The organism is Chelativorans sp. ZYF759, from assembly GCF_012911015.1.
In the GTDB taxonomy this organism is placed as follows: Bacteria; Pseudomonadota; Alphaproteobacteria; order Rhizobiales; family Rhizobiaceae; genus ZYF759.
In genome coordinates this window covers 1-26,644 of the sequence record NZ_WVVV01000009.1, presented here as the reverse complement: position 1 = coordinate 26,644, position 26,644 = coordinate 1, and the positions used below count along the sequence as shown (strand labels likewise).

29 protein-coding genes and 1 tRNA gene are annotated in these 26,644 nt (G+C 64.8%); 17 read left to right on the top strand and 13 right to left on the bottom strand.

The features are described 5' to 3' along the window. Window position 1: 1 nt before the first annotated feature. The 3 genes from GRZ55_RS15130 to GRZ55_RS15120 form a co-directional block, all read right to left on the bottom strand. Window positions 2-415: a response regulator gene (locus tag GRZ55_RS15130; protein WP_210257370.1), complete on the bottom strand. Its 414-nt coding sequence runs from the start codon at window positions 413-415 to the stop codon at window positions 2-4. 29 nt (window positions 416-444) lie between these two features. Continuing rightward, window positions 445-1,914, bottom strand: coding sequence for an ATP-binding protein (locus GRZ55_RS15125; RefSeq protein ID WP_246734779.1), 1,470 nt, complete (start codon window positions 1,912-1,914; stop codon window positions 445-447). Window positions 1,915-2,049: 135 nt separating this feature from the next. Further along, window positions 2,050-3,711, bottom strand: coding sequence for a Na/Pi cotransporter family protein (locus GRZ55_RS15120; RefSeq protein ID WP_169287784.1), 1,662 nt, complete (start codon window positions 3,709-3,711; stop codon window positions 2,050-2,052). A 228-nt stretch (window positions 3,712-3,939) separates the two neighbouring features. On the opposite strand from GRZ55_RS15120, the gene GRZ55_RS15115 reads away from it, so the two are divergent. Beyond that, window positions 3,940-4,806, top strand: coding sequence for an undecaprenyl-diphosphate phosphatase (locus tag GRZ55_RS15115; RefSeq protein WP_169287783.1), 867 nt, complete (start codon window positions 3,940-3,942; stop codon window positions 4,804-4,806). A gap of 3 nt (window positions 4,807-4,809) precedes the next feature. On the opposite strand, the gene GRZ55_RS15110 is transcribed toward GRZ55_RS15115, so the two are convergent. Continuing rightward, window positions 4,810-5,094, bottom strand: a complete 285-nt coding sequence (locus GRZ55_RS15110; RefSeq protein ID WP_246734778.1) for a BrnA antitoxin family protein — start codon at window positions 5,092-5,094, stop codon at window positions 4,810-4,812. Between the two features lie 10 nt (window positions 5,095-5,104). Continuing rightward, complete coding sequence (locus GRZ55_RS15105; RefSeq protein ID WP_169287781.1) at window positions 5,105-5,401, bottom strand: BrnT family toxin; 297 nt, start codon at window positions 5,399-5,401, stop codon at window positions 5,105-5,107. Window positions 5,402-5,570: 169 nt separating this feature from the next. Here GRZ55_RS15105 and dnaG point away from each other — a divergent pair, with 169 nt between their 5' ends. The 7 genes from dnaG to GRZ55_RS15070 all read left to right on the top strand — a co-directional run bounded on the left by dnaG (window position 5,571) and on the right by GRZ55_RS15070 (window position 11,851). Beyond that, a complete protein-coding gene (gene dnaG, locus GRZ55_RS15100) occupies window positions 5,571-7,484 on the top strand; it encodes a DNA primase (protein WP_169287780.1) in 1,914 nt (637 codons plus the stop codon). Window positions 7,485-7,775: 291 nt separating this feature from the next. Then, window positions 7,776-9,794: an RNA polymerase sigma factor RpoD gene (rpoD, locus tag GRZ55_RS15095; protein ID WP_169287779.1), complete on the top strand. Its 2,019-nt coding sequence runs from the start codon at window positions 7,776-7,778 to the stop codon at window positions 9,792-9,794. A 96-nt stretch (window positions 9,795-9,890) separates the two neighbouring features. Beyond that, the gene (locus GRZ55_RS15090) at window positions 9,891-10,151 is read left to right on the top strand and encodes a DUF4160 domain-containing protein (protein ID WP_169287778.1); all 261 of its coding nucleotides are present in this window, start codon (window positions 9,891-9,893) and stop codon (window positions 10,149-10,151) included. Beyond that, window positions 10,106-10,432: a DUF2442 domain-containing protein gene (locus GRZ55_RS15085; RefSeq protein WP_169287777.1), complete on the top strand. Its 327-nt coding sequence runs from the start codon at window positions 10,106-10,108 to the stop codon at window positions 10,430-10,432. Before GRZ55_RS15090 ends, GRZ55_RS15085 begins: the two co-directional genes overlap by 46 nt. A 64-nt stretch (window positions 10,433-10,496) precedes the next feature. Next, window positions 10,497-11,111 (top strand): GyrI-like domain-containing protein, encoded by a 615-nt coding sequence (locus GRZ55_RS15080; RefSeq protein ID WP_169287776.1) that lies wholly within the window; start codon window positions 10,497-10,499, stop codon window positions 11,109-11,111. An 8-nt stretch (window positions 11,112-11,119) separates the two neighbouring features. Continuing rightward, the gene (locus GRZ55_RS15075; RefSeq protein ID WP_169287775.1) at window positions 11,120-11,539 is read left to right on the top strand and encodes a secondary thiamine-phosphate synthase enzyme YjbQ; all 420 of its coding nucleotides are present in this window, start codon (window positions 11,120-11,122) and stop codon (window positions 11,537-11,539) included. A 27-nt stretch (window positions 11,540-11,566) separates the two neighbouring features. Then, window positions 11,567-11,851, top strand: coding sequence for an HlyU family transcriptional regulator (locus GRZ55_RS15070; RefSeq protein WP_169287774.1), 285 nt, complete (start codon window positions 11,567-11,569; stop codon window positions 11,849-11,851). A gap of 45 nt (window positions 11,852-11,896) precedes the next feature. Here GRZ55_RS15070 and GRZ55_RS15065 read toward each other — a convergent pair whose 3' ends face one another. Beyond that, window positions 11,897-12,328, bottom strand: coding sequence for a peptidylprolyl isomerase (locus GRZ55_RS15065; RefSeq protein ID WP_169287773.1), 432 nt, complete (start codon window positions 12,326-12,328; stop codon window positions 11,897-11,899). A gap of 536 nt (window positions 12,329-12,864) precedes the next feature. Between GRZ55_RS15065 and GRZ55_RS15060 the strand changes: the two genes are divergently transcribed. Then, entirely contained in the window at window positions 12,865-13,734 is an 870-nt protein-coding gene (locus GRZ55_RS15060; protein WP_169287772.1) for an NAD(P)-dependent oxidoreductase, read from the top strand. On the opposite strand, the gene GRZ55_RS15055 is transcribed toward GRZ55_RS15060, so the two are convergent. Continuing rightward, window positions 13,735-15,852 carry a DUF294 nucleotidyltransferase-like domain-containing protein gene (locus GRZ55_RS15055; protein ID WP_169287771.1) on the bottom strand — a complete coding sequence of 706 codons (2,118 nt, stop codon included), beginning with the start codon at window positions 15,850-15,852 and terminating at the stop codon, window positions 13,735-13,737. Window positions 15,853-16,004: 152 nt separating this feature from the next. Beyond that, window positions 16,005-17,867 (bottom strand): OmpA family protein, encoded by a 1,863-nt coding sequence (locus tag GRZ55_RS15050; RefSeq protein ID WP_169287770.1) that lies wholly within the window; start codon window positions 17,865-17,867, stop codon window positions 16,005-16,007. 196 nt (window positions 17,868-18,063) lie between these two features. Between GRZ55_RS15050 and GRZ55_RS15045 the strand changes: the two genes are divergently transcribed. The 5 genes from GRZ55_RS15045 to GRZ55_RS15025 all read left to right on the top strand — a co-directional run bounded on the left by GRZ55_RS15045 (window position 18,064) and on the right by GRZ55_RS15025 (window position 20,513). Next, window positions 18,064-18,510 (top strand): YcgN family cysteine cluster protein, encoded by a 447-nt coding sequence (locus GRZ55_RS15045; RefSeq protein ID WP_169287929.1) that lies wholly within the window; start codon window positions 18,064-18,066, stop codon window positions 18,508-18,510. Beyond that, complete coding sequence (locus GRZ55_RS15040; protein WP_169287769.1) at window positions 18,507-19,037, top strand: GNAT family N-acetyltransferase; 531 nt, start codon at window positions 18,507-18,509, stop codon at window positions 19,035-19,037. Before GRZ55_RS15045 ends, GRZ55_RS15040 begins: the two co-directional genes overlap by 4 nt. Continuing rightward, complete coding sequence (locus GRZ55_RS15035) at window positions 19,034-19,450, top strand: ketosteroid isomerase-related protein (RefSeq protein ID WP_169287768.1); 417 nt, start codon at window positions 19,034-19,036, stop codon at window positions 19,448-19,450. Before GRZ55_RS15040 ends, GRZ55_RS15035 begins: the two co-directional genes overlap by 4 nt. After that, the gene (locus GRZ55_RS15030) at window positions 19,447-20,043 is read left to right on the top strand and encodes a GNAT family N-acetyltransferase (protein ID WP_169287767.1); all 597 of its coding nucleotides are present in this window, start codon (window positions 19,447-19,449) and stop codon (window positions 20,041-20,043) included. Before GRZ55_RS15035 ends, GRZ55_RS15030 begins: the two co-directional genes overlap by 4 nt. A 98-nt stretch (window positions 20,044-20,141) precedes the next feature. Next, on the top strand, window positions 20,142-20,513 hold the full coding sequence (locus tag GRZ55_RS15025; RefSeq protein ID WP_169287766.1) for a hypothetical protein: 372 nt from the start codon (window positions 20,142-20,144) through the stop codon (window positions 20,511-20,513). Between the two features lie 72 nt (window positions 20,514-20,585). Here the strand turns inward: GRZ55_RS15025 and GRZ55_RS15020 are convergent, their stop codons facing one another. Next, window positions 20,586-21,308: an SIMPL domain-containing protein gene (locus GRZ55_RS15020; protein WP_169287765.1), complete on the bottom strand. Its 723-nt coding sequence runs from the start codon at window positions 21,306-21,308 to the stop codon at window positions 20,586-20,588. A 107-nt stretch (window positions 21,309-21,415) separates the two neighbouring features. Between GRZ55_RS15020 and GRZ55_RS15015 the strand changes: the two genes are divergently transcribed. Then, window positions 21,416-21,492, top strand: a tRNA-Ile gene (locus GRZ55_RS15015). A 377-nt stretch (window positions 21,493-21,869) separates the two neighbouring features. Here the strand turns inward: GRZ55_RS15015 and GRZ55_RS15010 are convergent. The 4 genes from GRZ55_RS15010 to minC are packed head-to-tail and all read right to left on the bottom strand — an operon-like array spanning window position 21,870 to window position 23,955. Beyond that, window positions 21,870-22,034 carry a hypothetical protein gene (locus GRZ55_RS15010; RefSeq protein WP_169287764.1) on the bottom strand — a complete coding sequence of 55 codons (165 nt, stop codon included), beginning with the start codon at window positions 22,032-22,034 and terminating at the stop codon, window positions 21,870-21,872. A 59-nt stretch (window positions 22,035-22,093) separates the two neighbouring features. Beyond that, complete coding sequence (gene minE, locus GRZ55_RS15005; protein WP_169287763.1) at window positions 22,094-22,375, bottom strand: cell division topological specificity factor MinE; 282 nt, start codon at window positions 22,373-22,375, stop codon at window positions 22,094-22,096. After that, window positions 22,372-23,187 carry a septum site-determining protein MinD gene (gene minD, locus GRZ55_RS15000; protein WP_169287762.1) on the bottom strand — a complete coding sequence of 272 codons (816 nt, stop codon included), beginning with the start codon at window positions 23,185-23,187 and terminating at the stop codon, window positions 22,372-22,374. The genes minE and minD overlap by 4 nt, the downstream gene beginning before the upstream one ends. A gap of 30 nt (window positions 23,188-23,217) precedes the next feature. Beyond that, window positions 23,218-23,955, bottom strand: a complete 738-nt coding sequence (minC, locus tag GRZ55_RS14995) for a septum site-determining protein MinC (RefSeq protein WP_169287928.1) — start codon at window positions 23,953-23,955, stop codon at window positions 23,218-23,220. A gap of 309 nt (window positions 23,956-24,264) precedes the next feature. On the opposite strand from minC, the gene GRZ55_RS14990 reads away from it, so the two are divergent. Further along, window positions 24,265-25,701 carry a sensor histidine kinase gene (locus tag GRZ55_RS14990; protein WP_368856624.1) on the top strand — a complete coding sequence of 479 codons (1,437 nt, stop codon included), beginning with the start codon at window positions 24,265-24,267 and terminating at the stop codon, window positions 25,699-25,701. Continuing rightward, window positions 25,698-26,375, top strand: a complete 678-nt coding sequence (locus GRZ55_RS14985) for a response regulator transcription factor (RefSeq protein ID WP_169287761.1) — start codon at window positions 25,698-25,700, stop codon at window positions 26,373-26,375. The genes GRZ55_RS14990 and GRZ55_RS14985 overlap by 4 nt, the downstream gene beginning before the upstream one ends. Window positions 26,376-26,644 lie beyond the last annotated feature (269 nt).

Below are 26,644 nucleotides of genomic sequence, written 5' to 3'. Positions count from 1 at the left end.
ACTAGTCGGTCTCCGGGACCTGAATGACCGAAAAGAACAATCCCAATTGCCGGATCGCGTTCGCGAAATTCTCGTAGTCGACCGGCTTGGTGATGTAGACATTCGCGCCCAGATCATAGCAGCGCTGGATCTCGCGCTCGTCATCCGTGGTGGTCAGCACAACCACGGGCGACCGCTTGGTGTGCACGTTCGTCTTGACCTTCTCGAGAATGTCGACACCGGTCATGTCGGGCAGATTCAGGTCCAGGAGGACGAGAAGCTGGCGCCCGGCGCTGACCTCGCCCGAGCCGTCCGGACCCATGAGATAGGTCAGCGCCTCGGTGCCGTTCGTGAAGGGCACGATCTGGTTGCTCACGCCCGCGCGGCGAATGTTCTTCTCGATGAGGCGCGCATGCCCCTCATCGTCTTCGATCATGATAATCGTGACTGGCTTTCCGTCGTTGCTCAACTTGTTCGGCTCCTTATGGCTGTTCGGGAATCTTCGGGCAGGATCACGGTGAAAGTGGAGCCATGCCCCTCTTCCGATTCGACCCTGATGTCGCCTCCCAGGCCTCTTGCTAGAGTGCGCACGTGCGCCAGACCGATTCCTTCACCCGGTTGGTCCTGCGCGCCGGAACGCCGGAACAGATCAAATACACGCTGATGATCCTTGGGTGCAATCCCGCGTCCATTGTCGGTCACGTCGATGGCGAAGCGGCGACCGGGCAGGCGCCGCGCCGTCAACGAAACATGCAGCGGACGATCCTTCTTCCGGTACTTGACCGCATTATCCAGCAGATTGCCGAATATCTGGTCGAGAGAAAGGCGGTCGGACATGATGCGCGGCAGATCGACGTCGATCGTGATCTCGCCCTCGGTTTCGGCAACCTGATGGTTGACCGCGTCGGCACCGGCCTGCAGCAATTCCCTGAGGTCTATGCTTTCGGGCTTGAGCGGGCGGCGGCCATCGCGCGAGATCTTCAGAATCGCGTTGATGAGGCTGTCCATCTTTTTCGTCGACGATCGAATGAAGCCGATCGCTTCCGGCAGATCCTCGCTGGCGGCCTGGCGGGCTTCGTGGATCTCGTGGTCCTCCAGCGCGCCTTCGGCCAGCACGTATTTCTGGATCGACTGCATGGTCTCGTCGAGCTCACTGGTGAAGCCCATGATGTTGACGAGCGGCGCGCGCAAATCATGCGTCACGATGTAGGCGAAGCGCTGGATCTCCTCATTGGCGCGGACCAGTTCCTCGGTGCGCTCGCTGACACGGCCCTCGAGGTCGGCGTTGAGCGCCTCGACCTCCTCGCGTGAAGCCACCAGATCCTTGGTGTAGTTGAGAGCGGTGAAGACCGAAATGCCCATGACGGCGATGACGATCACGCCGCCGATCAGCGTGATCAGGCGCAACAGGTCCGCCGTTTCGCGCTGATCCTCGACGCCTTCGGTCAAACGGGCGTCGGCAGCTGCGATGACGGTGTCCAGGAAGTCCCGCGCTTCCGACAGAATGTCGCGGTCGCGCTCCGTCGCGAAAACGGCGATTGCTTCGGCCGTATCGCCCTGGCGGCGCAGCTCGATCGACCGGTTGGCCGTGTCCACCTTGTGCTCGATCGCTTCGCGCACTTGTTGCATCGGCTCGGCGGCCTGCGGATAGGCCACCAGGATTTCGGCAAGCCTGTCGTAGTAGGGAATGATGGCGTCTCGCGCCGCGAAGAAGTTCTCGAGATGACGCTCCTGGCCGGTCAGCAGGTAGCCGCGCTGGCCCGCGTCGATCTCCTGCATCGCGTTGCGCACCTCGACCGTCGCCGTGCGCCCTTCGCGCGCCTCAACGACCTCCTCGAAATAGACCTGCGTGCGTTCCACCAGCCAGAGCGACGTCCCCACGATGGCGACGATCGCCACCAGGCCAACGACCAGAAGGCCGGCGGTCAGACGCATGAAGGCTGATTTCGTTATGGGCATGAGGGTGTCGGGCGAAAAAGGGCTTCGTCAGGTTTGCATCTGCATGACCCAATGCCGCGCGGTTGACCAGCACAAATGACGTAGCAGACGCGAATCGGAACGCTTTTTTGCCTATTTGACCCTCAATCGCGAGCCGCGCAGCCAGCCCTCCTCCTCGAGAACCGGATAGGCGATGGACGCCAGCAGGGAATTGATCTGTTTGAGATCGCGGATCGTGTCGAGGTGAAGCGAGGAGGTCTCCACGCTGCGGATGGTGCCTTCGCGCAGACGCTCGAAATGCAGGCGGCTGGTTTCCCGCTCCATGTCGCGCAGCCGGTCCTTCTCCACCACCAGCTGGCGGGCGGTCTCGCGGTCGCGGCTGATGAGCACGTTGAAGGCCAGCCGGGCATTGGACAACACGCTGGCATGCAGCCCGCACAGCTCGCGCCAGCCTTCGGGCGTGAAGTCGAGGCCCCGGTCGAGCTTCTTGCGCACATTGACCAGCAGGTTGCGCACGATGATGTCGCCCACCTGTTCGAGCTTCACGCACGCGCCGAGCAGTTCCTGCGTCCGCAGCGCGTTTTCCTCGCTCATGCCGGCGGGCGCGATGCGCGCCAGATAGAGCTTGATGGCGGCATGGCGACGGTCGACCCGATCGTCCAGCGCCGCAAGGGCGGCGATGCGGGCGCGGTCAGGCTCCTCGTAGAGATCGATGACGCCCTTCAGCATCACCTCCACCGTTTCGCAGATGCCCACGACCTCGCGCGTCGCATTGGCGAGCGCCAGCGGCGGGTTGTCGAGGACGGTCGGGTCGAGCGCGCTTGCTTCGGCAGCGAATGCCTCGGGTGTGGCCGGGGCGGCAAAACTCGCCACGGTCGTCTCCACGAGGCGATGGACGAGGCCGGCCAATGGCACGCCGAGAATGACCAGGGCGACGTTGAAGGCGATATGGGCGTTCACGATCTGCAGCGGCGCCGAGGCGCCGAGCGCATGGAGCGGCGGCGACAGCAGCACCAGGCCCGCCAGCGCCAGCATCGAGCCGGCACCGCGCAGGACGAGATTGCCGAAAGGCACGGTGCGCGCAGCCGGCGGCAGGGTCCGCGACAGCATGGCGGCAATCAGCCCGCCGCCGAGATTGGCCCCCAGCACCATCACCACACCGAGCTCGACCGGCACGAGACCGCGCGCCGAAAGCGCAACCAGAAGCAGGATCGCCGCCACGCTGGAATGAAAGAGCCAGGTGACGATGGCTGCGAGCAGGAAGGCGGTGACCGGATCGCCCGCCAGATAATTGACGATCACCGGCAGAAGCGCGCTCTGCCGCAGTGGCTCGGACGCCTCGCCGATCAGCTGCAGCGACAGGACCAGGAGGCCGATGCCGATCAGGATCCGGCCGAACTGGCGCCACTCCCGCCGCTCGGTGGCCAGGAAGATGGCCGTGCCGACAAACAGGCAGATCGGCACGATGATCGTCAGGTCGAAGGTCAGTATCTTGACCACGAGCGCTGAGCCGAGATCGGCACCCAGCACCGCGATCAGCCCCGCGGCGCCGCCGACGATGCCCGACCCCACGAATGAACCGACCAGCAGGCTGACGGCGGTCGCGCTCTGCAGTGCCACCGCAAGCCCGGTGCCCGCGAGGATGGCCGCGAACGGGTTGCGCAGCGTCGATCGCAGGCGCCGCCGCATGACGTCGCCATAGGCACGCTCGACGCCGGTGCGCACCATGCGCGTCGCGTAGAGAAGCAGCGCCACGGCGCCAGCAAGATGGAGGAGGACCAGCGAGCCCGACATGTTGTTCTTCTTGTTTCTGGTTCGATTGTCGCCCTGACCCCAGGGCGAAAAACGAGATTTGGCACGACCGCTTCCAGGTATCAAGGCCCCGGCATACGGCCATTTTTCAATTTAGTCGGTTAAGTGTTTTTCATCGAGCCGTGCAAAGGCTGTTTTCACGCGCGGGCCGTTCGCCTATCCCGGATCAATCCCCGATGCAGCGATTCCCCGAGCAGAGAGAATGCCGACATGACAATCCTTGAGGCTTTCATCCTCGGAATTGTGCAGGGCGTGTTCATGTTCGTGCCCGTCAGTTCGACCGCCCACCTCGTCATCACCCAGCATCTGATGATCAATGCCGGTTCGAGCCTGCCACCCCCCGAAAGCCCCGAAATGATCCTCTTCGACCTGATCGTGCATGTCGGCACGCTGGTCTCGATCGCCATCGTCTTCTGGGGAAGTCTGCGCTACCTGGCCATCCGCACCTTCGTCGACCTCGCTTCCTATGCGCGCGCGCCAGGCGGCTGGAGCGCGGTCGGCCCGGTGCTGCGCCTGATGATCCTCGGCGCCGTCACGGTGCTGGTGACGGGCGTCCTGGGACTTGTGTTCAAGGATCAGATCGAACGCGTCTTCGGCGCGCCCCAGATCGTGGCGGTCACGCTGGCGACAACCGGCCTTCTGCTGTGGCTGACGGACCGGCTCGGGCCCCGTGCCGTCGGGCTGAAGTCGATCGGCTTCAAGATCGCCATTATCATCGGCATCGCGCAGGCGGCGGCCCTGGTGCCGGGCATCAGCCGCAGCGGCATCACCATCATCGCCGGTCTGTTCGCCGGGCTGAAACGGCGCTGGGCGGCCGAATATTCCTTCCTGATCGCCATCCCCACCATCCTGGCCGCCACCGTGGTGCAGGGACTGCGCGAGGTCGATCCCGGCGCGCTGGAGGCACTGGGCCATGCGCCGCTTCTGGTGGGTTTCGTCGTGTCGGCCATCGTCGGCACCATCGCGCTCAAGCTGGTGCTCGTCCTGCTCTACCGGGCGCAGCTCAAGATCTTTGCGATCTATCTCTTCATCCTGGCGGGGCTGGTGGCGCTGGGATTTCTCGACGGGCTGGTGTGAGCCCTATTCGCCCGCCTTCTTCCTGACCTCGTCCATGTAGTGGCGAAGCACGGCGTTGATGCGGGTCTGGTAGCCGCGCCCTTGCGCCTTGAAGAAGTCGATGATGTCGCCGTCCAGCCGGATGGAAATGGCGTGCTTGGGGATGGGCTGCACGACAACCGCCTTCGACCAGTCGAAATCGCCGATTTCCTGCCAGTCCGGGTCATCGCGCATCTGCGCCTCGATCTCCTCGTCGGAAATATCGGCGAGCCGCTTGAGATTTGTCCGGCCTTCAGTCGACTTGGCCATCCGACGGATTTCATCTGCCGAATACCTCACGATATTGTTGTCGCTCATATCTCCTGGCAGCCCTAGCTGAGATGATCCTGCAACCCGGCTCGCGCACCGTATAGATGACGGCGACGATTGCACCCTTGATGTTGCAGAGGGCCAGCGTGCGGGCTTCTCCCTGTCTATTCGATGCCTCTTCCAAATGAGGCTCCAGCAGCGCCACCGCTGCATCGACAAAATCGATCTCGCGTTCGCTCAACGTGCGAGCTCGCTTGGTCTCGTCCCATTCGAATTCAGCAAATGCGAGCTTTTCCACGACGCGCATGACGGGTCCATCGATAGTCTGCTGACGGGGCGGCACCTCATGCGCTTCACGCTTGTATATACACTTATGTCTACACTTTCGCAACCTGTGAATCGCGGGAGCATTCGCATTCGTGGCTCGCGCGCTGCGTGGCCGGTGCTTATATGAGTGCCTGACAGGATTGCCCGCGATGCGCTTCTCCAACAATTTTCTCGACGAAATACGCGACCGGGTGCCGATCTCCTCGCTGATCGGCGCACGGGTGACGTGGGATCGGCGCAAGACCAACGCGTCGCGCGGCGATTACTGGGCGTGCTGTCCCTTTCATGGCGAGAACACCCCCTCCTTTCACTGCGAGGACAAGAAGGGACGTTACCACTGCTTCGGCTGCGGCGCGTCGGGCGACCATTTCCGCTTCCTGACCGATCATGACGGGCTGAGTTTTCCCGAGGCGGTGGAGCGGGTCGCCGAAATGGCCGGCGTGCCGATGCCCGCCCGCGACGCGGAAGCCGAGCGGCGCGAGAAGCAGAAGGCGAGCCTCACCGACGTGATGGAACTGGCCACGCGCTTCTTCCAGGACGGGCTCCAGAGCCAGACCGGCGCGAAGGCCCGTGCCTATCTGCGCGAGCGCGGCCTGTCGGCCGCCACACAGCAGGAATTTCGCCTCGGCTACGCTCCCGACAGCCGCAACGCGCTGAAGGAGCATCTTGCCTCCAAGGGCGTGGACAAGGAACAGATCGAGGCCTGCGGGCTGGTGGTGCACGGGCCAGACATTGCCGTGTCCTACGACCGTTTCCGCAACCGCATCATGTTTCCCATCGAGGATTCACGCGGACGGGTGATCGCCTTTGGCGGCCGCGCCATGTCGGCCGATCAACCCGCGAAATACCTCAACTCCAACGACACGGAACTCTTCCACAAGGGCAATGTGCTCTACAATTTCGCCCGCGCCCGCAAGGCGATGGGCAAAGACGGCTCGGTGATCGCGGTCGAGGGCTACATGGACGTGATCGCGCTGGCCCAGGCCGGCTTCGCGACGGCCGTGGCACCGCTCGGGACCGCGCTGACTGAAAACCAGCTCGAACTTCTGTGGCGCATGTCGGGCGAGCCGGTGCTGTGCTTCGACGGCGATCAGGCCGGCCTGCGCGCGGCCTGGCGGGCGGCCGACCTGGCCCTTCCGCTGATCGGCCCCGGGCGAACGCTTCGTTTCGCGCTGCTGCCCGGGGGACAGGATCCCGACGATTTGCTTCGCGCCGAGGGGTCGCAGGCGATGAGCGACGTGCTGACCCATGCGCGCCCGCTTGCCGACCTGCTGTGGATGCGGGAGACCGGCGGCGGCAGTTTCGACACGCCCGAACGGCGCGCCGAACTCGAACAGCGCCTGCGCGAGCTCGCCAGCCGCATCCGCGAGGAAAACGTCCGCCGCCACTACGCCCAGGAATTTCGCGAACGTGCCCAGGCCTTCTTCGGCGGGACCCGCACCGCCCAGCGGGGCGGCTTCCGGAAGGATGGCGCGCAGCCGCGACCGGGCGCCCAGATGCGCGGCAGGCTGGCCGTTTCCGACAGCCTTGCACGCTCGGCGCTCGTGACGGGCCAGGGCGGCTTCATGCCGCTGCGCGAAGCCGGCATCGTGGCCGCGCTCGTCAACCACCCCTTCCTGCTCGAACAGCATTTCGAGGAGGTCGAACGCGTCGGCCTCACCAGTCCGGACCTCAAGCGCCTTCTGTCGGTCATCGTGGACGCCGTCGCCCATGATCTTGCCCAGGACCGCGAGGCCCTGCAGGCAGCCATCGGGCGCGCGGGCCTGGAGGCCACGTGGGAACGCGCGGAGGCCCTGACGAAGCGGGCACGCCTGTGGCCGCTCCTGTCGGGGGCCGATCCCTCCGACGTCGACGACGCGTTCAAACAGGCGCTGCACTTGCAGCGCGCCACGCATTTTCTAAATAGGGAACTTCGGGCTGCCGAAAGCGCCTTGGCGAGCGAGCCAACCGAGGAAAACTATCGGCATCTGGTGGAGATACAGTCGCAATTGCAAAGCGTGCAGGCGACGGAAGCGCTTATTGAAGGCTTCGGTATCGGTTCGGGACGCGCCGCGCGCGGCTGACGGCGGAGCGCAAACCCCGAAATTGATTCGCCTTTTTGGCACGAATCGTGGCAGAGGCGCTTGACCTGCTCCCCAATTGGCGGAATCAGGTCGGTTTCTTTGCGTGACGAATTCGTTGCGCCATGGCTGGGCGGCTTGGTGCTGGAGGGGAAGCACCATATATGCCGGAATGAAGCGGAGCGATAGCCGAGTGCGGTCAAGCGCGACACCCATTCTTCGGTTCCAGTCGGTCCAATGCACGCGCTTCCCTGTGCGTCAAAAACGGCTCCGGTCGCTTGGAGAATTGAATATATGACAACCAAGGAAAAGGAAGAGGTCGAAACCGAGCGCGAAGGCGGCACAGACGGCCCGCTGCTCGACCTCTCCGATGACGCTGTCAAGAAAATGATCAAGGTCGCCAAGAAGCGCGGCTATGTGACGATGGACGAGTTGAACTCCGTCCTTCCATCCGAAGAGGTGACCTCCGAGCAGATCGAGGACACGATGGCGATGCTGTCCGACATGGGCATCAATGTCGTGGAAGACGACGAAGCCGGCGAAGACGCCGACAGTTCCCCGCCCTCCGCCGACGAGGAATCGACCGAGCTCGCCGAGCAGCAGGGCACCGCGGTCGCCCAGACCACGGCCAAGAAGGAGCCGACCGACCGTACCGACGATCCCGTGCGCATGTATCTGCGCGAGATGGGTACGGTGGAGCTTCTGTCGCGCGAAGGCGAAATCGCCATCGCCAAGCGCATCGAGGCCGGCCGCGAGACCATGATCGCGGGGCTGTGCGAAAGCCCGCTGACCTTCCAGGCGATCATCATCTGGCGCGACGAGCTCAATGAGGGTTCGATCCTCCTGCGCGAGATCATCGATCTCGAGACGACCTATGCCGGCCCGGAAGCCAAGCAGGCCCCCGTCGTCGAGCGTGCCAACGAGGAAGAAAAGCCCAAGCAGGACGACAGGTCCCGTCGCGGCGGCCGCGAAGACGACGACATCACCAATGTCGGCGGCGAAAGCCAGACCGAGGACGACGAGGACGACGAGGACGAGGCCAATCTGTCGCTGGCGGCGATGGAAGCCGAACTGCGTCCCCAGGTGATGACCACGCTCGACCTGATCGCCGACACCTACAAGAAGCTGCGCAAGCTGCAGGATCAGCAGGTCGAGAACCGGCTGGCCGCCGCGGGCACGCTCTCGCCCAGCCAGGAGCGCCGCTACAAGCAGCTCAAGGACGAGTTGATCACGGCGGTGAAGTCGCTGTCGCTCAACAACAACCGCATCGAGTCGCTGGTCGAACAGCTCTACGACATCAACAAGCGCCTGGTGCAGAACGAGGGCCGGCTGCTCAGGCTTGCCGAGAGCTACAAGGTCAAGCGCGAGGAGTTCCTGAAGGAATATCAGGGCTCGGAGCTCGATCCCAACTGGATCAAGCGCATTTCCAACCTCGCGGCGTCGGGCTGGAAGGAATTCACCAAGAACGAGAAGGAAGCGATCCGCGACCTGCGTTCCGAAATCCAGAATCTCGCGACCGAGACCGGCATCTCGATCCTGGAATTCCGCCGGATCGTCAACCAGGTCCAGAAGGGCGAGCGCGAGGCGGCCATCGCCAAGAAGGAGATGGTCGAGGCCAATCTGCGCCTCGTGATCTCGATCGCCAAGAAGTACACCAACCGCGGCCTGCAGTTCCTGGACCTGATCCAAGAAGGCAATATCGGCCTGATGAAGGCCGTGGACAAGTTCGAGTATCGCCGCGGCTACAAGTTCTCGACCTACGCCACCTGGTGGATCCGGCAGGCGATCACGCGTTCGATCGCCGACCAGGCGCGCACCATCCGCATCCCGGTGCACATGATCGAGACGATCAACAAGATCGTGCGCACGAGCCGCCAGATGCTGCACGAGATCGGCCGCGAGCCGACGCCGGAGGAACTGGCCGAAAAACTCGCCATGCCGCTGGAAAAAGTGCGCAAGGTGCTGAAGATCGCCAAGGAGCCGATCAGCCTCGAGACGCCGGTCGGCGACGAGGAAGATTCGTATCTGGGCGACTTCATCGAGGACAAGTCGGCGATCCTGCCGATCGATGCGGCGATCCAGGCCAATCTGCGCGAGACGACGACCCGCGTCCTGGCCTCGCTGACGCCTCGCGAGGAACGCGTGTTGCGCATGCGCTTCGGCATCGGCATGAACACCGACCATACGCTTGAAGAGGTCGGCCAGCAGTTCTCGGTCACCCGCGAACGTATCCGCCAGATCGAGGCCAAGGCGCTCAGGAAGCTCAAGCATCCGTCGAGAAGCCGGAAGCTGCGAAGCTTCCTGGACAGCTAGACACCTACGAAAACCCGGCCTCGCGCCGGGTTTTTTCGTTGCGGCGCCGAGGACTGCTGGCACAATGGCTGATGGTCATTCGACGCAGGGTGGAAGATGCCGACAATCTCGATCTTCTATGGCATCGTCATCCAGATGTACTGGAACGACCACGCGCCGCCGCATTTTCATGCTCTCTACGGGGAGCATGAGGCGATCGTATCGATCGAAACGCTTCAGGTTCAGCGTGGTGCCATGCCGCGCAGGGCTTTGGCGCTCGTGCTAGAATGGGCGCAGGAGCATCAATCCGAACTGATGGAGAACTGGGAGCGATGTCGTTTACACGAGATGCCGATGAAGATCGAACCGCTGCCGTAGTGCCGCCCATCAACCCCGCGGCGCCGTGGCGCGTGGTGGCAGTCGTGGTGGTGGGCGATACTGATCTGAAAGTGCGCTTCGTCGACGGCGTCGAAGGGCTCGTGCACATGCACGATCTCATCTGGTCGGAGCGCCCCGGCGTTTTCGCGGCGCTGCGCGATCCGGATGTATTTCGCCGGGCGCATCTCCAGCTGGGCGCTGTGACCTGGCCCGGCGAAATCGACCTCGCGCCGGACGCCATGCATGACGAGATCGCACGAAACGGATCATGGTCCCCTTGAGCGGCCTAAAGCGGGCTACTGCCGCAATTCCCATTAACTGCCGGAGGGGATATTCACACCGCCCATGGAAAAGATCGACTTCAAGAAGACCCTGAAGGCGCTTTATCAGCCGCCGGCCGGCCGGTTTTCGCTGGTCGAGGTGCCGCGGCTGGCATTTGTCATGGTCGACGGCACGGGCGATCCGAATGTCGCGCCGGCCTATGCGAGCGCCGTGCAATGGCTCTATTCGGTGAGCTACGGGCTGAAATTCGTGTCGAAGAAGGAGCTGGCGCGCGACTACGCCGTGCCGCCGCTCGAGGGACTGTGGTGGGCCGACGACATGAACAGTTTCCTGACCCGCGACAAGTCGGCCTGGTCGTGGACCATGATGATCATGCAGCCCGGCTGGATCACGCCCGACATGTTCAGGGCCGCCGTCGAGAAGGCGGGCAAGAAGCTCGGGGCCGCGCCGGCGAGCCTGCGGCTGGAAGAATACGAGGAAGGGCTGTCGGTGCAGATCCTGCACGTCGGCTCTTATGATGACGAAGGGCCGGTGCTGCGCCGCCTGCACGAAGAGTTCCTGCCCGAAAACGCCCTGACCGAGACCGGCCACCACCACGAGATCTACCTGTCGGATCCGCGCAAGGTGGCGCCCGAAAAGCTCAATACCGTGCTGCGCCAGCCAGTGCGGCGGCTCTGAGGAGAACCATGCACCAGACCACCCTGACCCTGCCGACCAAAGGCCCCGGCCTCTACGAATTCACCGACAGGGCCGCCGTCTTCGTGCGCGAGGCGGGGATCGAGACCGGGCTTCTCACCGTCTTCGTGCGCCATACATCGTGCTCGCTCCTGATCCAGGAGAATGCCGACCCGGACGTGCGGCGCGATCTCGACACGTTCTTTGCCCGCCTGGTGCCGCCCGCCGACGATCCGGCCATGTCTTGGGTGATCCACACCACGGAAGGCCCCGACGACATGCCGGCCCATATCAAGGCCGCACTCACCGCGGTGTCGCTGTCCATCCCCGTGGGCGGCGGGCGGCTGCTGCTCGGCACCTGGCAGGGGCTCTATCTTTTCGAGCACCGCGACAGCCCCCGCCGGAGGGAAATCGTGTTACACCTCGCCTGAATCGACGAAACACAAGGGGAGAAGGGCATGTCCTTCTGGAAGAAGCTGTTTGGTGGCGGCGGGGATGTCACGGCGCCGACGGCCCAGTCCGAACCGGTCCATTACATGGGCTATGTCATCACCGCGACGCCCTTTGCCGAAGGCGGCCAGCACCAGACCTGCGGCGTGATCACGCGCGAGATCGACGGCGAGATCAAGTCGCACCGCTTCATCCGCGCCGATCGATTTCCTTCGCTCGACGACGCGACGCAGACCACGATCCGCAAGGCCAAGCAGGTCATCGACGAGCAGGGCGACCGGATTTTCGGGTAGCCCCGCCCCGGACCTGATAACGGCCCGGAGGCGGCAAAGCCGACCTCAGCCGACGCGCTCGATCACTTCGATCTCGAACACCAGATCCTCGCCCGCCAGCGGGTGGTTGGCGTCGACGGTGACCTTCTCCTCGTCAAGCGCCACGACGGTAAGATCGAGCGTCTGGCCGTCCTGGGTATTGGCCTGAAGCCGCGCGCCCATCTCGAGCTGGACCTCGGGCGGGAACGCCGTGCGCGGCACGTCCTGCACGCGGGCCGCGTCGTGGGGACCGAAGGCTTCCTCGGCCGGCACCGTCACGGTACTCGCCGCACCCACCGCCATGCCTTCGACATGGCGCTCGATGCCCGGCATGATCTGCCCGGCGCCGACCTTGAACTCCACCGGGTCGCCCTGGCGCGAGGAATCGACCGGCGTGCCGTCGGTCAGCTTGCCGGTATAGTGGATACGAACGACGTCGCCGCTCTTGATTTCGCTCATGTCTGTCTCTTTCAGTCAGGAGTGTGAATGCGGACGCGCGTCTTTGCGCGGGCCCAGCGAAGGCCGCTGGAGCGGCACGGGTCATTCACTCCCAACGTAGTGGCATGGGCCGGGATGTAAACCGCGGGGGCGGGGTTTTTTGGGGTGGGGGGCCAAACCAGATGAGGCGGCGCCCCCTCCACCATGCTGCGCATGGTCCCCCTCCCCCGCTTCGCAGGGGAGGATACGCCGTCGCGGCCGTCTGCGCCCTCAATCCTCCCCCGTTTACGGGGGGGATCACGCGAAGCGTGGGGGAGGGGGCGCGTGTGGCACGTGGAGGCTGGACGCCGAAATCACGAGTGATGCCTACGCCGGCGAGCCCCTCTCTTGCGTTTTCCAAGCACTTGCTCGGGGCAGGCCCACTCGCAAATGCAGGAAAACGCTTTCTCCCCCACAAGGGGGGAGATGGGCGGCGGCGGCGGCTCCCCCCCCGATACCACCTTGCGCCCGGCCCTCGCCCGCGCGAGGATTGGCCCGACACCAACAGGGAGGAATTCATGTCGCTGGCAGGCAAGACGCTGTTCATTTCGGGAGGCTCGCGGGGGATCGGGCTGGCGATTGCGCTGCGGGCGGCGCGGGACGGGGCGAACGTCACGATCGCGGCCAAGACGAGCGAGCCGCATCCGAAACTGCCGGGCACCATCCATACCGCGGCCGACGAGATCGAGAAGGCCGGCGGCAAGGCGCTGGCGGTGGTGTGCGACATACGCGAAGAGGCGCAGGTGGTGGCGGCTGTGGCGCAGACGGTGGAGGCTTTCGGCGGCATCGACATCTGCATCAACAATGCCAGCGCGATCCAGCTGACGGGGACACTCGCCACGGATATGAAGCGCTACGACCTGATGCACCAGATCAATACGCGCGGCACGTTCCTGGTCTCGAAGACCTGCATCCCGCATCTGAAGAAGGCCACCAACCCGCACGTCCTCACCCTTTCCCCGCCGCTCGACATGCAGGCGAAATGGTTCAAGAACCACGTCGCCTACACGATGGCGAAGTTCGGCATGTCGATGTGCACGCTCGGCATGAGCGCGGAGTTCGCGCGCGACGGCATCGCGGTCAACTCGCTGTGGCCGCTGACGGCGATCGACACGGCCGCGGTGCGCAATCTGCTCGGCGGCGACACCATGGCCTCGATGAGCCGCGCGCCGGAGATCATGGCGGATGCCGCGCACGCGATCCTGTCCAGGCCCTCGCGCGAGACGACCGGCAATTTCTTCATCGACGAGCTGGTGCTGCGCGAGGAGGGCGTGACGGATTTCTCCACCTACGCGCCCCATGCAGAGGGCCCGCTGGCAGCCGATTTCTTCGTGCCCGACGCGGTGTTCGAACAGACCGACACCCAGCTGATGAAGGGCTTCGGCTGATCAGCCGGTCATCAGCGCGCGCAGGAGATGCGGGAGCTGCTCGACGCTGGTGATGGCCCGCTTCAAGCGGCGCATCTGCACGTTGTCCAGCGCCTCCAGCTCGACCTTGTTGGAGACGCGCAGGCCCGAGGCGAGATCGCGGCTCTGCTGGGCGAGCATCAGCGACAGGATAAGCGCGTGGGCATCGAGCAGAGCGCGGATCTCGGCCGCGCCGCCGATCCCCTGCTCGATCATCGCGCCCAGCCGCGTGCGGGTGCCGCGATGCCGGAGATCATGGCGGATGGCGACGGCCCGGGCAAAGGCCACGAGCGGAAACAGCCCGTGCTGCTTGAGATCGAGCCGCCCCTCCTTGCCCCTGAGATTGCCGAACATGGTGAAGGCGCTGGCGCCCTGATCGATCCGTTCGCCCAGCAGGACGGGGAAATGACGCTGGTCGCGGCCGCTGGCAAAGGAATAGTCGAACAGCGCCTGTGCCAGCGCCGTGTCGCCATGCACCGCCCGCTGGTCGAAGAAGATGTCGACATTGAGCAGATCGGCGGGGTTGGAGCGACGGACCCAGTCGGAGATGCGCGCCTGCCATGTCGCGACGGAGCCCCGCCAGGCCGCGTTCATCGCCATGACCCCGCCCCTGCACAAGGGAATGCCCGCCCCGTCGAGTGTCTGCGCGATCCGGTTGCCCAACTCCGCGAACCAGCGGTCCTGCGGCCCGTCGGGCTCACCTTCGGCAAACACGATGGCGTTGTCCTGGTCCGCGGCCAAGAGGCTCTCGCCGCGCCCGCCCGAGCCCAGCACCATGAGCGCATAGGGACAGGGTGGCGGTCCAAAGCCGTCGGCCAGCATCGACTGTTCGGCCAGGATCGCGACGCGCCGGCTCATGACGCGCAGCTCTTCGGAAATGATGGCAGCGATCGTCGCCGGCTCGATCTCCTCGGCGATCAGCCGGTCCGTCACCGCGGGCAGGCGCGACCACGCATTGGCGAGGCCGTCCACCGCCTCCGTGGTCTCGATCTCGTCTTCCAGGTCGATGGCGGCGCCCGCGCGCAGCCTCAAAAGGTCGCGGGCCGAAATCACGCCCTCCAGTCGACCGCCCTCGTCGCGCACCGCCAGATGCCTGATCCTGAGGCGGTTCATGCGACCGACGGCGCGGTAGAGGAAGGCCTCCCCGGCGATGGAGGCGAGCGGTTTCGAGGCGAGATCGCCGACGGGGCGTTCGAGCATCGACGGCCCGTGCGCGGAGAGCGCGCGCATCACGTCGCGCTCGGTCACCACGCCATAATCGCCCACGGCCCGGCCTGGCTGGGCGTCTTCGCCCACAAAGAGCGAACTCACATGCCGCTGCACCATCAGATCGACGATATCCCGCACGGTGTCGGTTTCCGCCACCACGAGGGGCGGCGACGACATCACGTCGCGCACCCGGTGTCGATAGGCATAGGGGTCGACCTTGCCAAAGACGCGCATGGTCTCGGGCCGGCGCACGGGCTCGGCCCAGCCGGCGCGCTGGTGCTCCTCCATCGCCGTGCGCAGGGCAAGGCTCGCCCGCTCGGCTTCCGCCAGCGTGCGGATACCGCGCTCAGCCAGCCGCGGGATGAGCGCGACGAAAATCTCGGCCGCCGCCTGCGCATCGCCCAGCGCCGTATGACGCCCTTCGATGGCGACGTCGAGCCAGCTGGCAAGCGTGTCGAGCGACTGGTCGGGCAGGTCGGGATTGGCGACCTGGGCCAGCATCCGGATGCACAATCCGCGCGGCACGTCCCATTCCATGTTGGCCAGCGCCGCTTCCCTCTCCAGCACGGCAAGATCGAAGCCGATCGAATGGCCGACGATCACCCGCCCGTCGCGAAAGGCATCGATCTCGGCCCAGACCTGAGCGAAACCCGGCTTTCCAGCCACCATGGCGTCGCTGACGCCGTGGATGGCCGTGGAGGCCGGGGGGATGGGCTCGCCGGGATCGACGAGCAGCGAGAGGTTTTCATCCGTCGAGACGCTGCCGCCACAGATACCCACCGCGGCGATCTGGACCATGCGCGCCTTGCGCGTGTCGAGCCCGGTCGTCTCGGTGTCCAGCGCCACCGCCTCGAGAGCCGTCAGCCGTGTGGAGCCGTTGATCTGGCGCATGTTCCCCCTCCCTTGGCGCTTCTATAACACCAGCGCGCCCGATCGCCTTGACCGAAATCATCCGCGCAAAGAAATGCCCGGCCGGTGGAGGGGGCAACCGGCCGGGCCAGCCTGTTCCCGAAAATATCGGGAACGCGGCAGGAAAGTTCAGATCAGCGGCTGGCGACCGGGGTCACCAGAGGCGTGATACGCCTCACCACCACGCGTCGGTTGAGCCGCTCGGGCTCCTGCGTGTTGATCTTGAGATAGTTCTTTCCATAGCCCTGCGTGACGAGGTTTTCCGGCGGGATGTCGAAATAGTCCGTCAGGGCGATGGCGACGGCCTCCGCACGGCGGTCCGACAGCGCCAGATTGGCCTCATGCGAGCCAACCGCATCGGTGTGGCCCTCGATCATGAACACTTCGGCCGGGTTGCGCTCGAGCAGCCGGTGCATCGCATCCGCCATGCCCTGCAGCCTGCCGACTTCGGTTTCGCCGATCGAGGCGGAGCCGAAATCGAAAGTCAGCGTGTCGAGCTCGATCCTCGGCATGATGTCGCGGACGCGGGACGAATAGCGCACCTCGTCAACCGAGTAGAGACGCTGCACGCGTTCCACCGGCGGGCGATCCAGGAAGTCGTAATAGACGTTCGGATCCTCGACGCGGCGGGCTTCCAGGATGTACTCGCGGGCCGGTATGCGCAGCCTCAGCGGCGGCAGTTCGCGGGCGGGGTCCCGCCACTGGCGGCGGCCTTCGCCATCGCGGCCACGATCATCCGCATAGACCAGCACATATTCCGTGCCGTCCGGCATGACCCTGGACCGGCGCACGATGTCACCATAGCGGTCGCGGATGGTGACGACCATCACGCCGCTAGGACGCACCACGGTCTCGCGGGTGCGGCCACGGGGCAGCTCCTCGTAATAGACCTCCGTGGCATCGCGGCCCATGCGAGGGGCGTCGGCGCTCTGCACGATGAGCTGGTTGTTGAACTGGATGACGAAACGGTCGCCGATCTCGCGCATCACCTCGGCGCCTTCGCGACGTTCGGAGCGCTCATCCACGCGGCGTTCGATGCGACGGCCTTCCTCGGCCACCGAGGATTCGATCTCTTCGACAACCGTCTCGGCCTGCGCCTCTGCGTCGCTGGTCGGCGCGGGAGCCGTGTCTTCCTCAACGGCCACGGCATCGTCATCGGTCAGACCGAGCGCTTCTGCTTCCTTCTCGCTGTCGAGCAGCGGAGCGGCATCCTCGTACTCGTCCGGCTCGACGACATCTTCGACCGCCTCTTCCTCTTCGGCGGGCAACGGCGGCTCGGCTTCCTCGGTCAGTTCCTCGTCGAGGGCCTCTTCGTCGATTTCGGCAGGCGACTCCTGCTGGACGGGCTCGTCGACCGTCTCTTCGGGCGCATCGGGCGTCTCGACCGCGGGCTCCTCGATCACCTCTTCCGCAGCCGGCTCTTCAACTACCGGTTCTTCAACTGCCGGCTCCTCGGCGACTGGCTCCTCGGTGATGTCCTCGGCCGCATCGTCCTCAGCCGCAGCCGACGGCTCGCTCGTTTCCTCCGCGTCGGCGGCAGGCGCTGCCTCTTCGGTTTCCTCCATCTCGTCGGGGGCGGTTTCCGGCTCGAGTTCGGCCTCGGGCTCGATTTCGGGCTCCGGTTCGTCCTCGACCTCGTCAATCTCCTCGACGGCAGGTTCCTCGACGGCCGGCTCCTCGATAACGGGTTCCTCCTCGGCGACGGGCTCGTCGGCATCCATCTCTTCGGCCGGAACGTCGTCTGCCTCGGGTTCCACCGCCTCGGCTTCCTCGAGAAGCGCGCGGCAATCCGCGAGGATGGCGTCGTCGGTCTCGGCATCATCCTCGAGGATGACGCGGCACTCGGCCTCGTTCAGCGCCTGGACCCGGATGACCGGCAGAGCGCGCGCATTGGCGGCCTGCGGCAGGATCGACGAAGCCGGCAGCGCGCTTGCGCTCGCAGCGGTCATCACCAATCCCATGGCGGTGCCGGCGAGAATCAGCATCTTGCTGTTCATGAATTCATAACTCCCATGGAGATGTCCCAACCCGCTTAAAACCGAATTTTCGGCTTTTGGTTCCGTCAGGAGCCGAAAGCACGGCCCCAAGGGCAGTCCTGAACGAGATTTCCGGCGCAAATTGGCCGGAGCGGAGAAAAACCGCGCCGGAAGGGCCGACCTTGACCGCGCGGCTCCCGCGGGCCACATGGCGTCGATGCAGGATGGTTACTGGCGCGAGAAAACCCTGGAAGACATGACACCCGCGGAGTGGGAGGCACTCTGCGATGGCTGCGGCAAATGCTGCATCTCGAAACTTGAGGACGAGGACACGGGCGAGATCCACTGGACGAGCGTCGGGTGCCGGCTCTTCGACGCCGAGGCCTGCCGTTGCCGCGATTACCCCAACAGGCTGGCGGAGGTACCGGACTGCGTCGGGCTGACGCCTGCCAAGATCCGCGCCATCCCTTGGCTGCCTTCGACCTGCGCCTACCGGTTGGTTGCCGAAGGGCGCGACCTCTATTGGTGGCATCACCTTCTCTCCGGCAGCCGCGACACCGTTCATGCCGCCGGCATGTCGATGCGCGGCAGGGTGACGGCGAACGAAACCGAACTTGCCGACACGGACGCCTATCTGGAGCACCTGCTGGAGGAGGAGCCTTGAGCGGTGGCGTCTCCTTCCGCCTGGCACGGATGGGCGATGCGGAGCAGCTGACAGGGCTCGCCCGACAGCTTGCCGCCAGCGAAGGCGGCATGCCAGAACGCCTGTCGCCGGACTGGGTGCGCGACAACATGCTCCTGAGCGCCGGCGCCGTGCGCGCGGTGGTCGCCGAGCTTGACGGTCGGCTGATCGGCTATTTGGCTTGGTCGCCGATCGTCGAGACCATCTTCGCTTCGGCCGGTGCCTATGTCAGCGATCTGGTCGTTGATGCCGCGCATCGCGGCGAGGGCATTGGCCGCCGTCTGCTCGCCGCCGCAGCAGCCGACGCGCGCGCGCTCGGCCGCCAGCATCTGTGGCTCGTCACCGGCAAGGGCAACGAGCAGGCCGACCGCTTCTACCGGAGCCTGGCCAACATCCGCCACGAGGCCGTGGGTTTCGCCTTCGCCGACGAGACTTTCACCCGGCTGGCCGATGAAGGACAGTCGCTGCCCGCACCGCACCCCAGTTCCAACGACGAGGACATGAAATGAGCGAGACCGAAACGCGGCACCTGATCGAGACCTATCTGGCCGCCTTCAACCAGGCCGATGCCACCGCCATGCTGGATTGCCTGAGCGAGGACGTCGCCCACGACATCAACGAAGGTGGCCGCGAGATCGGCAAGGACACGTTCCGTCAGTTCCTGGCGATGATGGCGCGCCACTACCGCGAGGAGCTGTCGGACATCGCCATCATGGTGGCGCCAGGCGGCAACCGCGCGGCGGCCGAATTCACCGTGCGCGGCACCTATCTGGCGACGGCCGAAGGCCTGCCGGAAGCCAATGGCCAACGCTACACGCTGCCGGCCGGCATCTTCTTCGACATCGACGACGACAAGATCTCGCGCGTCACCACCTATTACAACCTGGCCGACTGGACCCGCCAGGTCGTCCAGGCCAGATGACGCCGGCCGTCCGCCGCCTCGACAGGGCCGCCGCCGAAGCCGCCTTCGACGATCTTGCGCGTCTCCGCATCGAGGTGTTCCGGGAATTTCCCTATCTCTACGAGGGCGATCTCGACTACGAAAGGCGGTATCTGGCCACCTATCTCGCGCAGGAAGGCGCCGCCATCATCGGTGCCTTCGATGGCGACAGGCTGGTGGGTGCGGCGACCGCCTCCCCGCTGGCCAACCATTTCGAGGCATTCGCGCAGCCATTTTCCGACCGCGGGCTGGATATCGCGGAATTCTACTATTTCGGCGAATCGGTGCTGGAAAAGGCCTATCGCGGACAAGGTGTCGGCGTGCGCTTCTTCGAGGAACGCGAGAGGGCGGCGATCGAGGACGGGTTTTCCTCCTGCATCTTCTCCGCCGTCATCCGCCCACGGGACCACCCGCTGCGGCCCGCCGACTACACGCCCCTGGATGCCTTCTGGCGCAAGCGCGGCTACCGGCGCCTCGACGGCTTCGTGACGGGTTTTTCCTGGCGCGATTTGGGCGAGACGGAAGAGACGCAAAAGCCCATGGAGTTCTGGATCAAGCAACTGCGCCGCGAATGAATGGCTGATGAACGGCCGGTTCGCGTCCGGTTCAGCCACCTGGTGGCAAGATGGCTTCATCATCGACCAACGCCAAGCTTTCGAGTTGGAGCCAAGCCATGTTCAAGTTCATCCGTACCGCTTCCCTCGCCGCCCTCGTCGGGATCGGCGCCCTTGCCGCCATGCCTGCCAGCGCGGAAGCCTCCAACGCTTCCTTCTCCTTCGGCATCGCCTCGCCCGACGGCGCCTTCAGCGTGCAGTTCGGCAATGCCGGGCCGCGCTATCACCGGGGCTATCCCCGCCACCACCAGGTGAGCCACTGCACCGATTGGCGGGCCGTGAACAAGGCGCGCGACATGGGCCTGCGCAACGCGCGTGTCGCGCGATCGGGCCATCGCACCGTGGAGGTGCGCGGCTGGACCCACCGCCGCGGCCACACCGCGATCACCTTCGCGCGCGCGCCGCATTGCCCGATCGTGGCCCGCTACTGACGCCGCGATCCTGCCGAAATCACGACTGAAGCGCCGGCGGGATTTCCCGCCGGCGCTTTCTTGTCGCCACTGCTATTGCAGGATTTCGAAGCTCACATCGACATTGACCTGATAGGTGTTTTCGCCCGCTTCCACCGGCACCGAAGAGTCCTCGGCAACCGCACGCATCGCCATTTGCGGGGCGCCGAGCGGGCGCATGTCCGGCTGGCGGACCTGCTCGCTGATGGACATGACCCGACCGAGCCGCACGCCCGCGGCCTCGGCCAGCGTCTCGGCCTTGGCGCGGGCATTCTTGACCGCAGCGCTGCGCGCATCCTCGAGCGCGGTGGCCGGATCGTCATTGGTGAGAACGATGCCGCCGCCCTGGTTGACGCCGAGCGTGACGGAGAGATCCAGTACCTCGCCCACCCGCTCGATGTCGCGCACACGCACCGTCAGCGTATTGGAGACCTCGTAACCGACAATGCGGGGCCCCTCCCCGCCGGGGCGTTCGGGATAGACATAGCGCGGGTTGATCGACAGGCCGGAGGTCTGCAGGTCGCGGCTTTCCACGCCCTCTTCCCGCATCGCCTCGATGATCTCGCGCATCGCGGCATTGGCGTCATCGAGCGCTTCGCGGGCGGTCTGCGCCTGGCGCATGACGCTGAGCGACAGGATCGCCATGTCCGGCGCGACCGCGGCTTCGCCCTGCCCCGTGACGGCGATGGTCGGGCCGGCCTGGGCAAGGGCGGGAGTGAGCATGCTCGTCATGGCGAGCGACGAGACGACAAAAAATCCAAGCACGGCTGCACGCATGTGGTTCTCCTGGGTTGCGGGCCTTACGTGGCGATAGGTGGCGATTGTGGGATGTTTGGGGCGAACGCTTGTGCCCGCCTGCAAAAGCCTCTAATCCAGCCGGCGTGGGGCCTGTAGCTCAATTGGTTAGAGCCGGCGGCTCATAACCGCTTGGTTGGGGGTTCGAGTCCCTCCGGGCCCACCATCCTCACATAAACTGTAAGGACCGTCCGGACATGGTTCAAAACCGGCAATGGTCGACTTACGCGCGGCAATTACTGTCGAGAAACTGCAATTCCTGGCTGAGTCGCCTGTCGTGATTCCGGGGTGGGCCCCATCGAATGGCTGCTTCGCGCCCCAACCCCGGTCATTGAGGATGGCGCTGCCGGCAGCGAAGAGCGGACATCCCAGCCAACGCGGAAACGAGGCCTGCTGTGGCGCAGCTTCCGCACCAGATGACCGGGCGGCTGCCAACGGCTTAGGGTTCCCCTATCCGTGACGGACCCCCCAATATGGGCAGAAATGGCGGCTTCGAGGTAGATCGCTGCTCTTCGTCGCTGATGATTGCGACACCGCGTGCGCCTAGTCTGGAACCTGCTTCACGACGGTCGCCTGCTCGCAGACCTCGATGTGCGTTGCCAAGGCCTGGTTCGACAGCACGGCGCTGATGGTGGTGATGTCGCGCCCCTGATAGCGGGGCATCTTCTGAATTTCCTTCAGCCTTTCCAGAAGTTCGATGCGGCTCATGCGCTTGTTCCTTCGATTTCATCGGGACCGGTAACTGGAATAATGTGAAGGACGGCCGGTCAGGCCGCCTTCTTGCGTGCGGCCGCCGGCTTGGTGGGGTTGAACGGAATCTCGATGTCGACGGCGAGCGTCGAGACCTGCTCGCCGCGATCCATCCTCACGCTGACCTTGTCCTGGTCGATGTGCATGTGCTTGGAGATCACGCGCAGGATTTCGTCACGCAGCTTGGCGACAAGATCCGATCCGCCGGTGCTGGCGCGTTCGTGCGCGAGCAGCACCTGCAGACGTTCGCGCGCCGCCGGCGCCGACCGGGTTCTCGAGAAGAGCTTGAACAGGTTCATGCCGCCTTCCTCCCGAAGAACTTGCCGAAGAAGCCTCGCCGCTCGCCCGGGATCGTAACCGGGAGCGGCTCACCCTTGAGACGGCGCGCCGCCTCGAAATAGGCCTTTGCCGGCATGCTGTCCTCGTCTGCGAGTGTCACCGGCGAGCCGAGATTGGAGGCACGCAGCACATCCATGCTCTCCGGGATGATGCCAAGCAGCGGAATCGACAATATCTCAAGGACGTCGTCCACCTTCAGCATGTCGCCACGCTCGGCCCGGACCGGATCGTAGCGGGTCAGCAGCAGGTGCTTTTCCACGCGCTCGCCGTTTTCGGCCTTGAGCGTCTTGGCATCGAGCAGGCCGATGATGCGGTCGGAATCGCGCACCGAGGAGACCTCGGGATTGGTCACGACGATCGCCACGTCGGCATGGCGCATGGCCAGGGTGGCGCCCCGCTCGATACCGGCCGGACTGTCGCAGATCACCCAGTCAAAGGCCCGCTTCAGTGCTGTGATGACCTTCTCCACGCCTTCGGGCGTGAGATTGTCCTTGTCGCGGGTCTGCGAGGCCGGCAGCAAAAAGAGCGTTTCGACCCGCTTGTCGCGGATCAGCGCCTGGGTGAGCTTCGCTTCCCCCTGGATGACGTTGACTAGGTCGTAGACGACCCGCCGCTCCGCTCCCATGACGAGATCGAGATTGCGAAGACCGACGTCGAAGTCGACGACCACGACCTTGTCCCCGCCGCGCGCCAGGGCAGCGCCCAATGCGGCCGCCGATGTGGTCTTGCCCACGCCGCCCTTGCCCGATGTTACCACGATGACTTTGCCCATCGACCTCTCCTGTTTGTATTCTTTTGTCCGTCAGCCCAGAATTGCGGTCTTCAGCGCGTGGCTATCCAGCCAGGCCTGCACAGACCGCCCCCGCAAGTCCGGCTCCATGTCCTCGGCCGTCAGGTAGAACCCGTCGACCGCCATCAGTTCCGCCTCCAGCTTGCGGCAGAAGATGCGCGCGGCGCTGTTGCCGTTGGCGCCCGCCAGCGCCCGCCCTCTGAGCGTGCCGTAAACATGGATCGATCCGCCCGCGACCACTTCCGCGCCCGACGCAACCGAACCGACGATGGTGACATCGCCTTCGGGGAAGAACACCGACTGGCCCGACCGCACCGGTTCGGTGACGACCAGCGAGCCGGAAGACTGGACGGGGGCCTGCGTCACAGCCGGCAAAGGTTCAGCTGCCGGAGCGGCCTGCCCGTCTTCCGCTTCGGTCGGCGGCTCGAAATCCGCGGCTGGACGCCCTTCGCTCATGGCCGGCGGCATGTCCGGGCCAAGCAGCGAGTTCCGGGCGCCTTCGACCCCCATGATTCGGACGTTGCGCTGGCCAAGCCGATCGATCAGGTCGCGCAACTCCGCCTTGTTGATGTCGAGGCCGTTCACATCGAGAATCACAGGCCGGCGCAGGAAGAAGCCGGCGGAGCGGTCAGCGAGATCATCGAGCCCGACCAGCCAGTCCTCGAAGGGCAGCTCCGGGGCGAGCGAGAGGGCAAGGAAGGAGCGCCCCTTGAGGCGGATGGGCCGGGGTTTTGTTAACACGTTGGCGATCTTGGTTAATTTTCGGTTGCCAAAACCTACCCGAATGAGGGTTAACAGAAAGTTAACGCGCACCCGCTCGCTGCTGTTCTGACCGGCTTTTGTTGAACCGTTCTCAGGATGCGATGAACCTCGTCGGCACGGAGTCCCCCTGCCCGCGGCTGGGCCGATGCATTGCGCAAGGCAAGGCGCGAGTGACCGCTCCCGAGCTGGCTTGAGCGTACCGCTCCTGGCCGGTTCCTCCCAGGGAACATCTGGTGGCCATGGCCGTTGATAGCCAACATTCGCGACGGCGAACCAGCTCGTTGGAGGAACGGGAATGTGACTGTAGCGGTCGACCCGGCCCATGATCGCAAATTCTGGACTGCTCCCGTCCGGCAGCTGCGCCGACGGTGGCTTTCGTCCTCGCTCGCCCTGCAGTTTCTTGCTGCCGGCAGTGTGGTGTCGCTCATCGCGATTCTGCTTGTCGGCCTCCTGGTCACGTCACTCCTCGAACGTGCCGTAACGCGCAACGCCGCGGTGACCACCGCGCTGTATGTCGACAGCGTGATCGCGCCCCTGCTTCCTGATCTGCAGCGAAATGCCGTGCTCGACAATCCGATCAAGCGGGCTCTGGATGAGACGCTGGGCAAAGGCGCACTGGGGGATCGGCTGGTTGCGATGCGCATCTGGAGCACGAACGGCACCATCCTCTATGCTACCAACAACGCGATAGTGGGCCAGCGCTTCACGCTGTCCGATGAACTTCGTCGGGCCGTCGCAGGGGACCTTAATGCGCGCTATCATCCTGACGGCAGTTGGCATCAACCCGAACCGCCGGCAGCCGGGCCCCTTCTTGCCATCTACAATCCGCTTCTGCAGCCCTGGTCTGGTCAGGTCGTCGCAGTCATGGAGTTTTACGAGGTTGCCGACGAATTGCGCGATGCTTTGACCGGGGCACGGCTGCGAAGCTGGTTGGCCGTTGCGGCGACCACGGCTTCCTTCTTCCTGCTCCTGGGCGTCATCGTCCTTCGCGGCAGCAGGACGATCGACGAGCAGGGGCGCAAGCTGTCCGCCCAGGTCACGGAACTGACGCGGCTTCTGGATGCAAACCGGGCTTTGCAAAAACGCGTGGTCGGCGCCAACCAGCGCGCCTCGGCAGTCAACGAAAGCCATTTACGCAGGCTGGGCGCCGACCTTCACGACGGGCCAGCACAACTGATTGCCCTTGCATCCCTCCGTCTGGACAGCGAGGCCCTTCTTTCCGAGAGGGTACCTCTGCAAGCACGCACACAGGAGGTCGAACGCATCAGGGATACGCTTGCCGATGCGCTGCGGGAGGTCCGGAGCATCTGTCGGGGACTTGTTCTTCCTCACATTGAGGGAGCCGATGTTGCAGGCGTTGTCTCCCGCGCCATCGATGATTACGAGCAAAGGACGCGGGCAACGGTCGAGCGGCGTATCGAGCCGATCGACAGGGACATATCGCTATCCCAGCGCATTTGTGCCTATCGGTTCGTGCAGGAAGCCTTGAACAATGGTTATCGCCATTGCCCGGGAGCGGCCCAGGCGGTTGAGGTGAAAGCGGTGAGAAACGCACTCAGAGTGACAGTTTCCGATCGCGGGCCGGGCTTCGATCCGGCCTCCATCAAGCCGGGGAGCATCGGGATCGAGGGCCTGCGGGATCGCATCGAAAGCCTGGGCGGCAGCTTCAATCTCCGATCATCTGCAGCTGGCACCGCTTTGATCATGTCTTTGCCAATCGACGAGGACCTATGAACGCTCAAGTGACACTCGTTGTCGTGGACGATCACCCGCTTTTCCGCGAGGGTGTGGTGCGCAGCATGGAAGAGACAGGACGTTTCAGGGTGGTGGCAGAAGGCACCTGCTGCGACGACGCGGTGCGGCTTGCACGCGAGCAGCGGCCCGACATCCTCCTGGTGGATCTCTCGATGCCTGGCGGCGGCCTCGAGGCGATCAAGCTTATCCGGGCGCAGGATCCAGATCTTCGCATAGTGGCCTTGACGGTCTCCGAATCCGCCGATGACGTGACCGCAGCGCTCAATAGTGGCATCAACGGATATGTCCTGAAGGGCGTCGGCTCCCGCGCCCTGACCGAGATCCTGCTTCTTGTCACCAACGGAGAGACCTATGTGACGCCGGCCCTGTCCGCGCGGCTCCTGTCACGACTTTCGTCCCAAGCACGCGACCACTTGCCCGACCCTGTGGAGGCCCTCTCGGCCCGCGAGCGAGAGGTCCTGGAGCTTGTGGCCTGCGGAATGAGCAACAAGGAGATCGCTCGTCGGCTCGACCTGAGCGAAAAGACCATCAAGCATCATATGACCTGCATCCTTGCCAAGCTGGATGCCAGCAACCGCACGGATGCAGCCATGAAGCTTCGCGGGTGGAACGCCCAACAGCAGCATCAGGGCGCAAACAGCAGCCTAACGTAATCGGCAAACGTGGCCCGGCGATCGACGATCACCCTCCCTTGCGCGTCGTGCATCACGTAGCGACCCTCGCTGACGGTCTCCCGCATGCCGTTGTCGTGCACGACGGTGGAGCTTGCTGAGGACGGCGCCGGTGGGCCCGGGTTGTTGCTTGAACCGCCGCGGCCCGCGCCGCCGCCGCCCACGCCTCCACCGCCTCCGCCGCCTCCGCCGCCTCCGCCTGCACCTCCTCCGCCAGCGCCGCCCCCGCCTGCACCTCCTCCGCCGCCCCC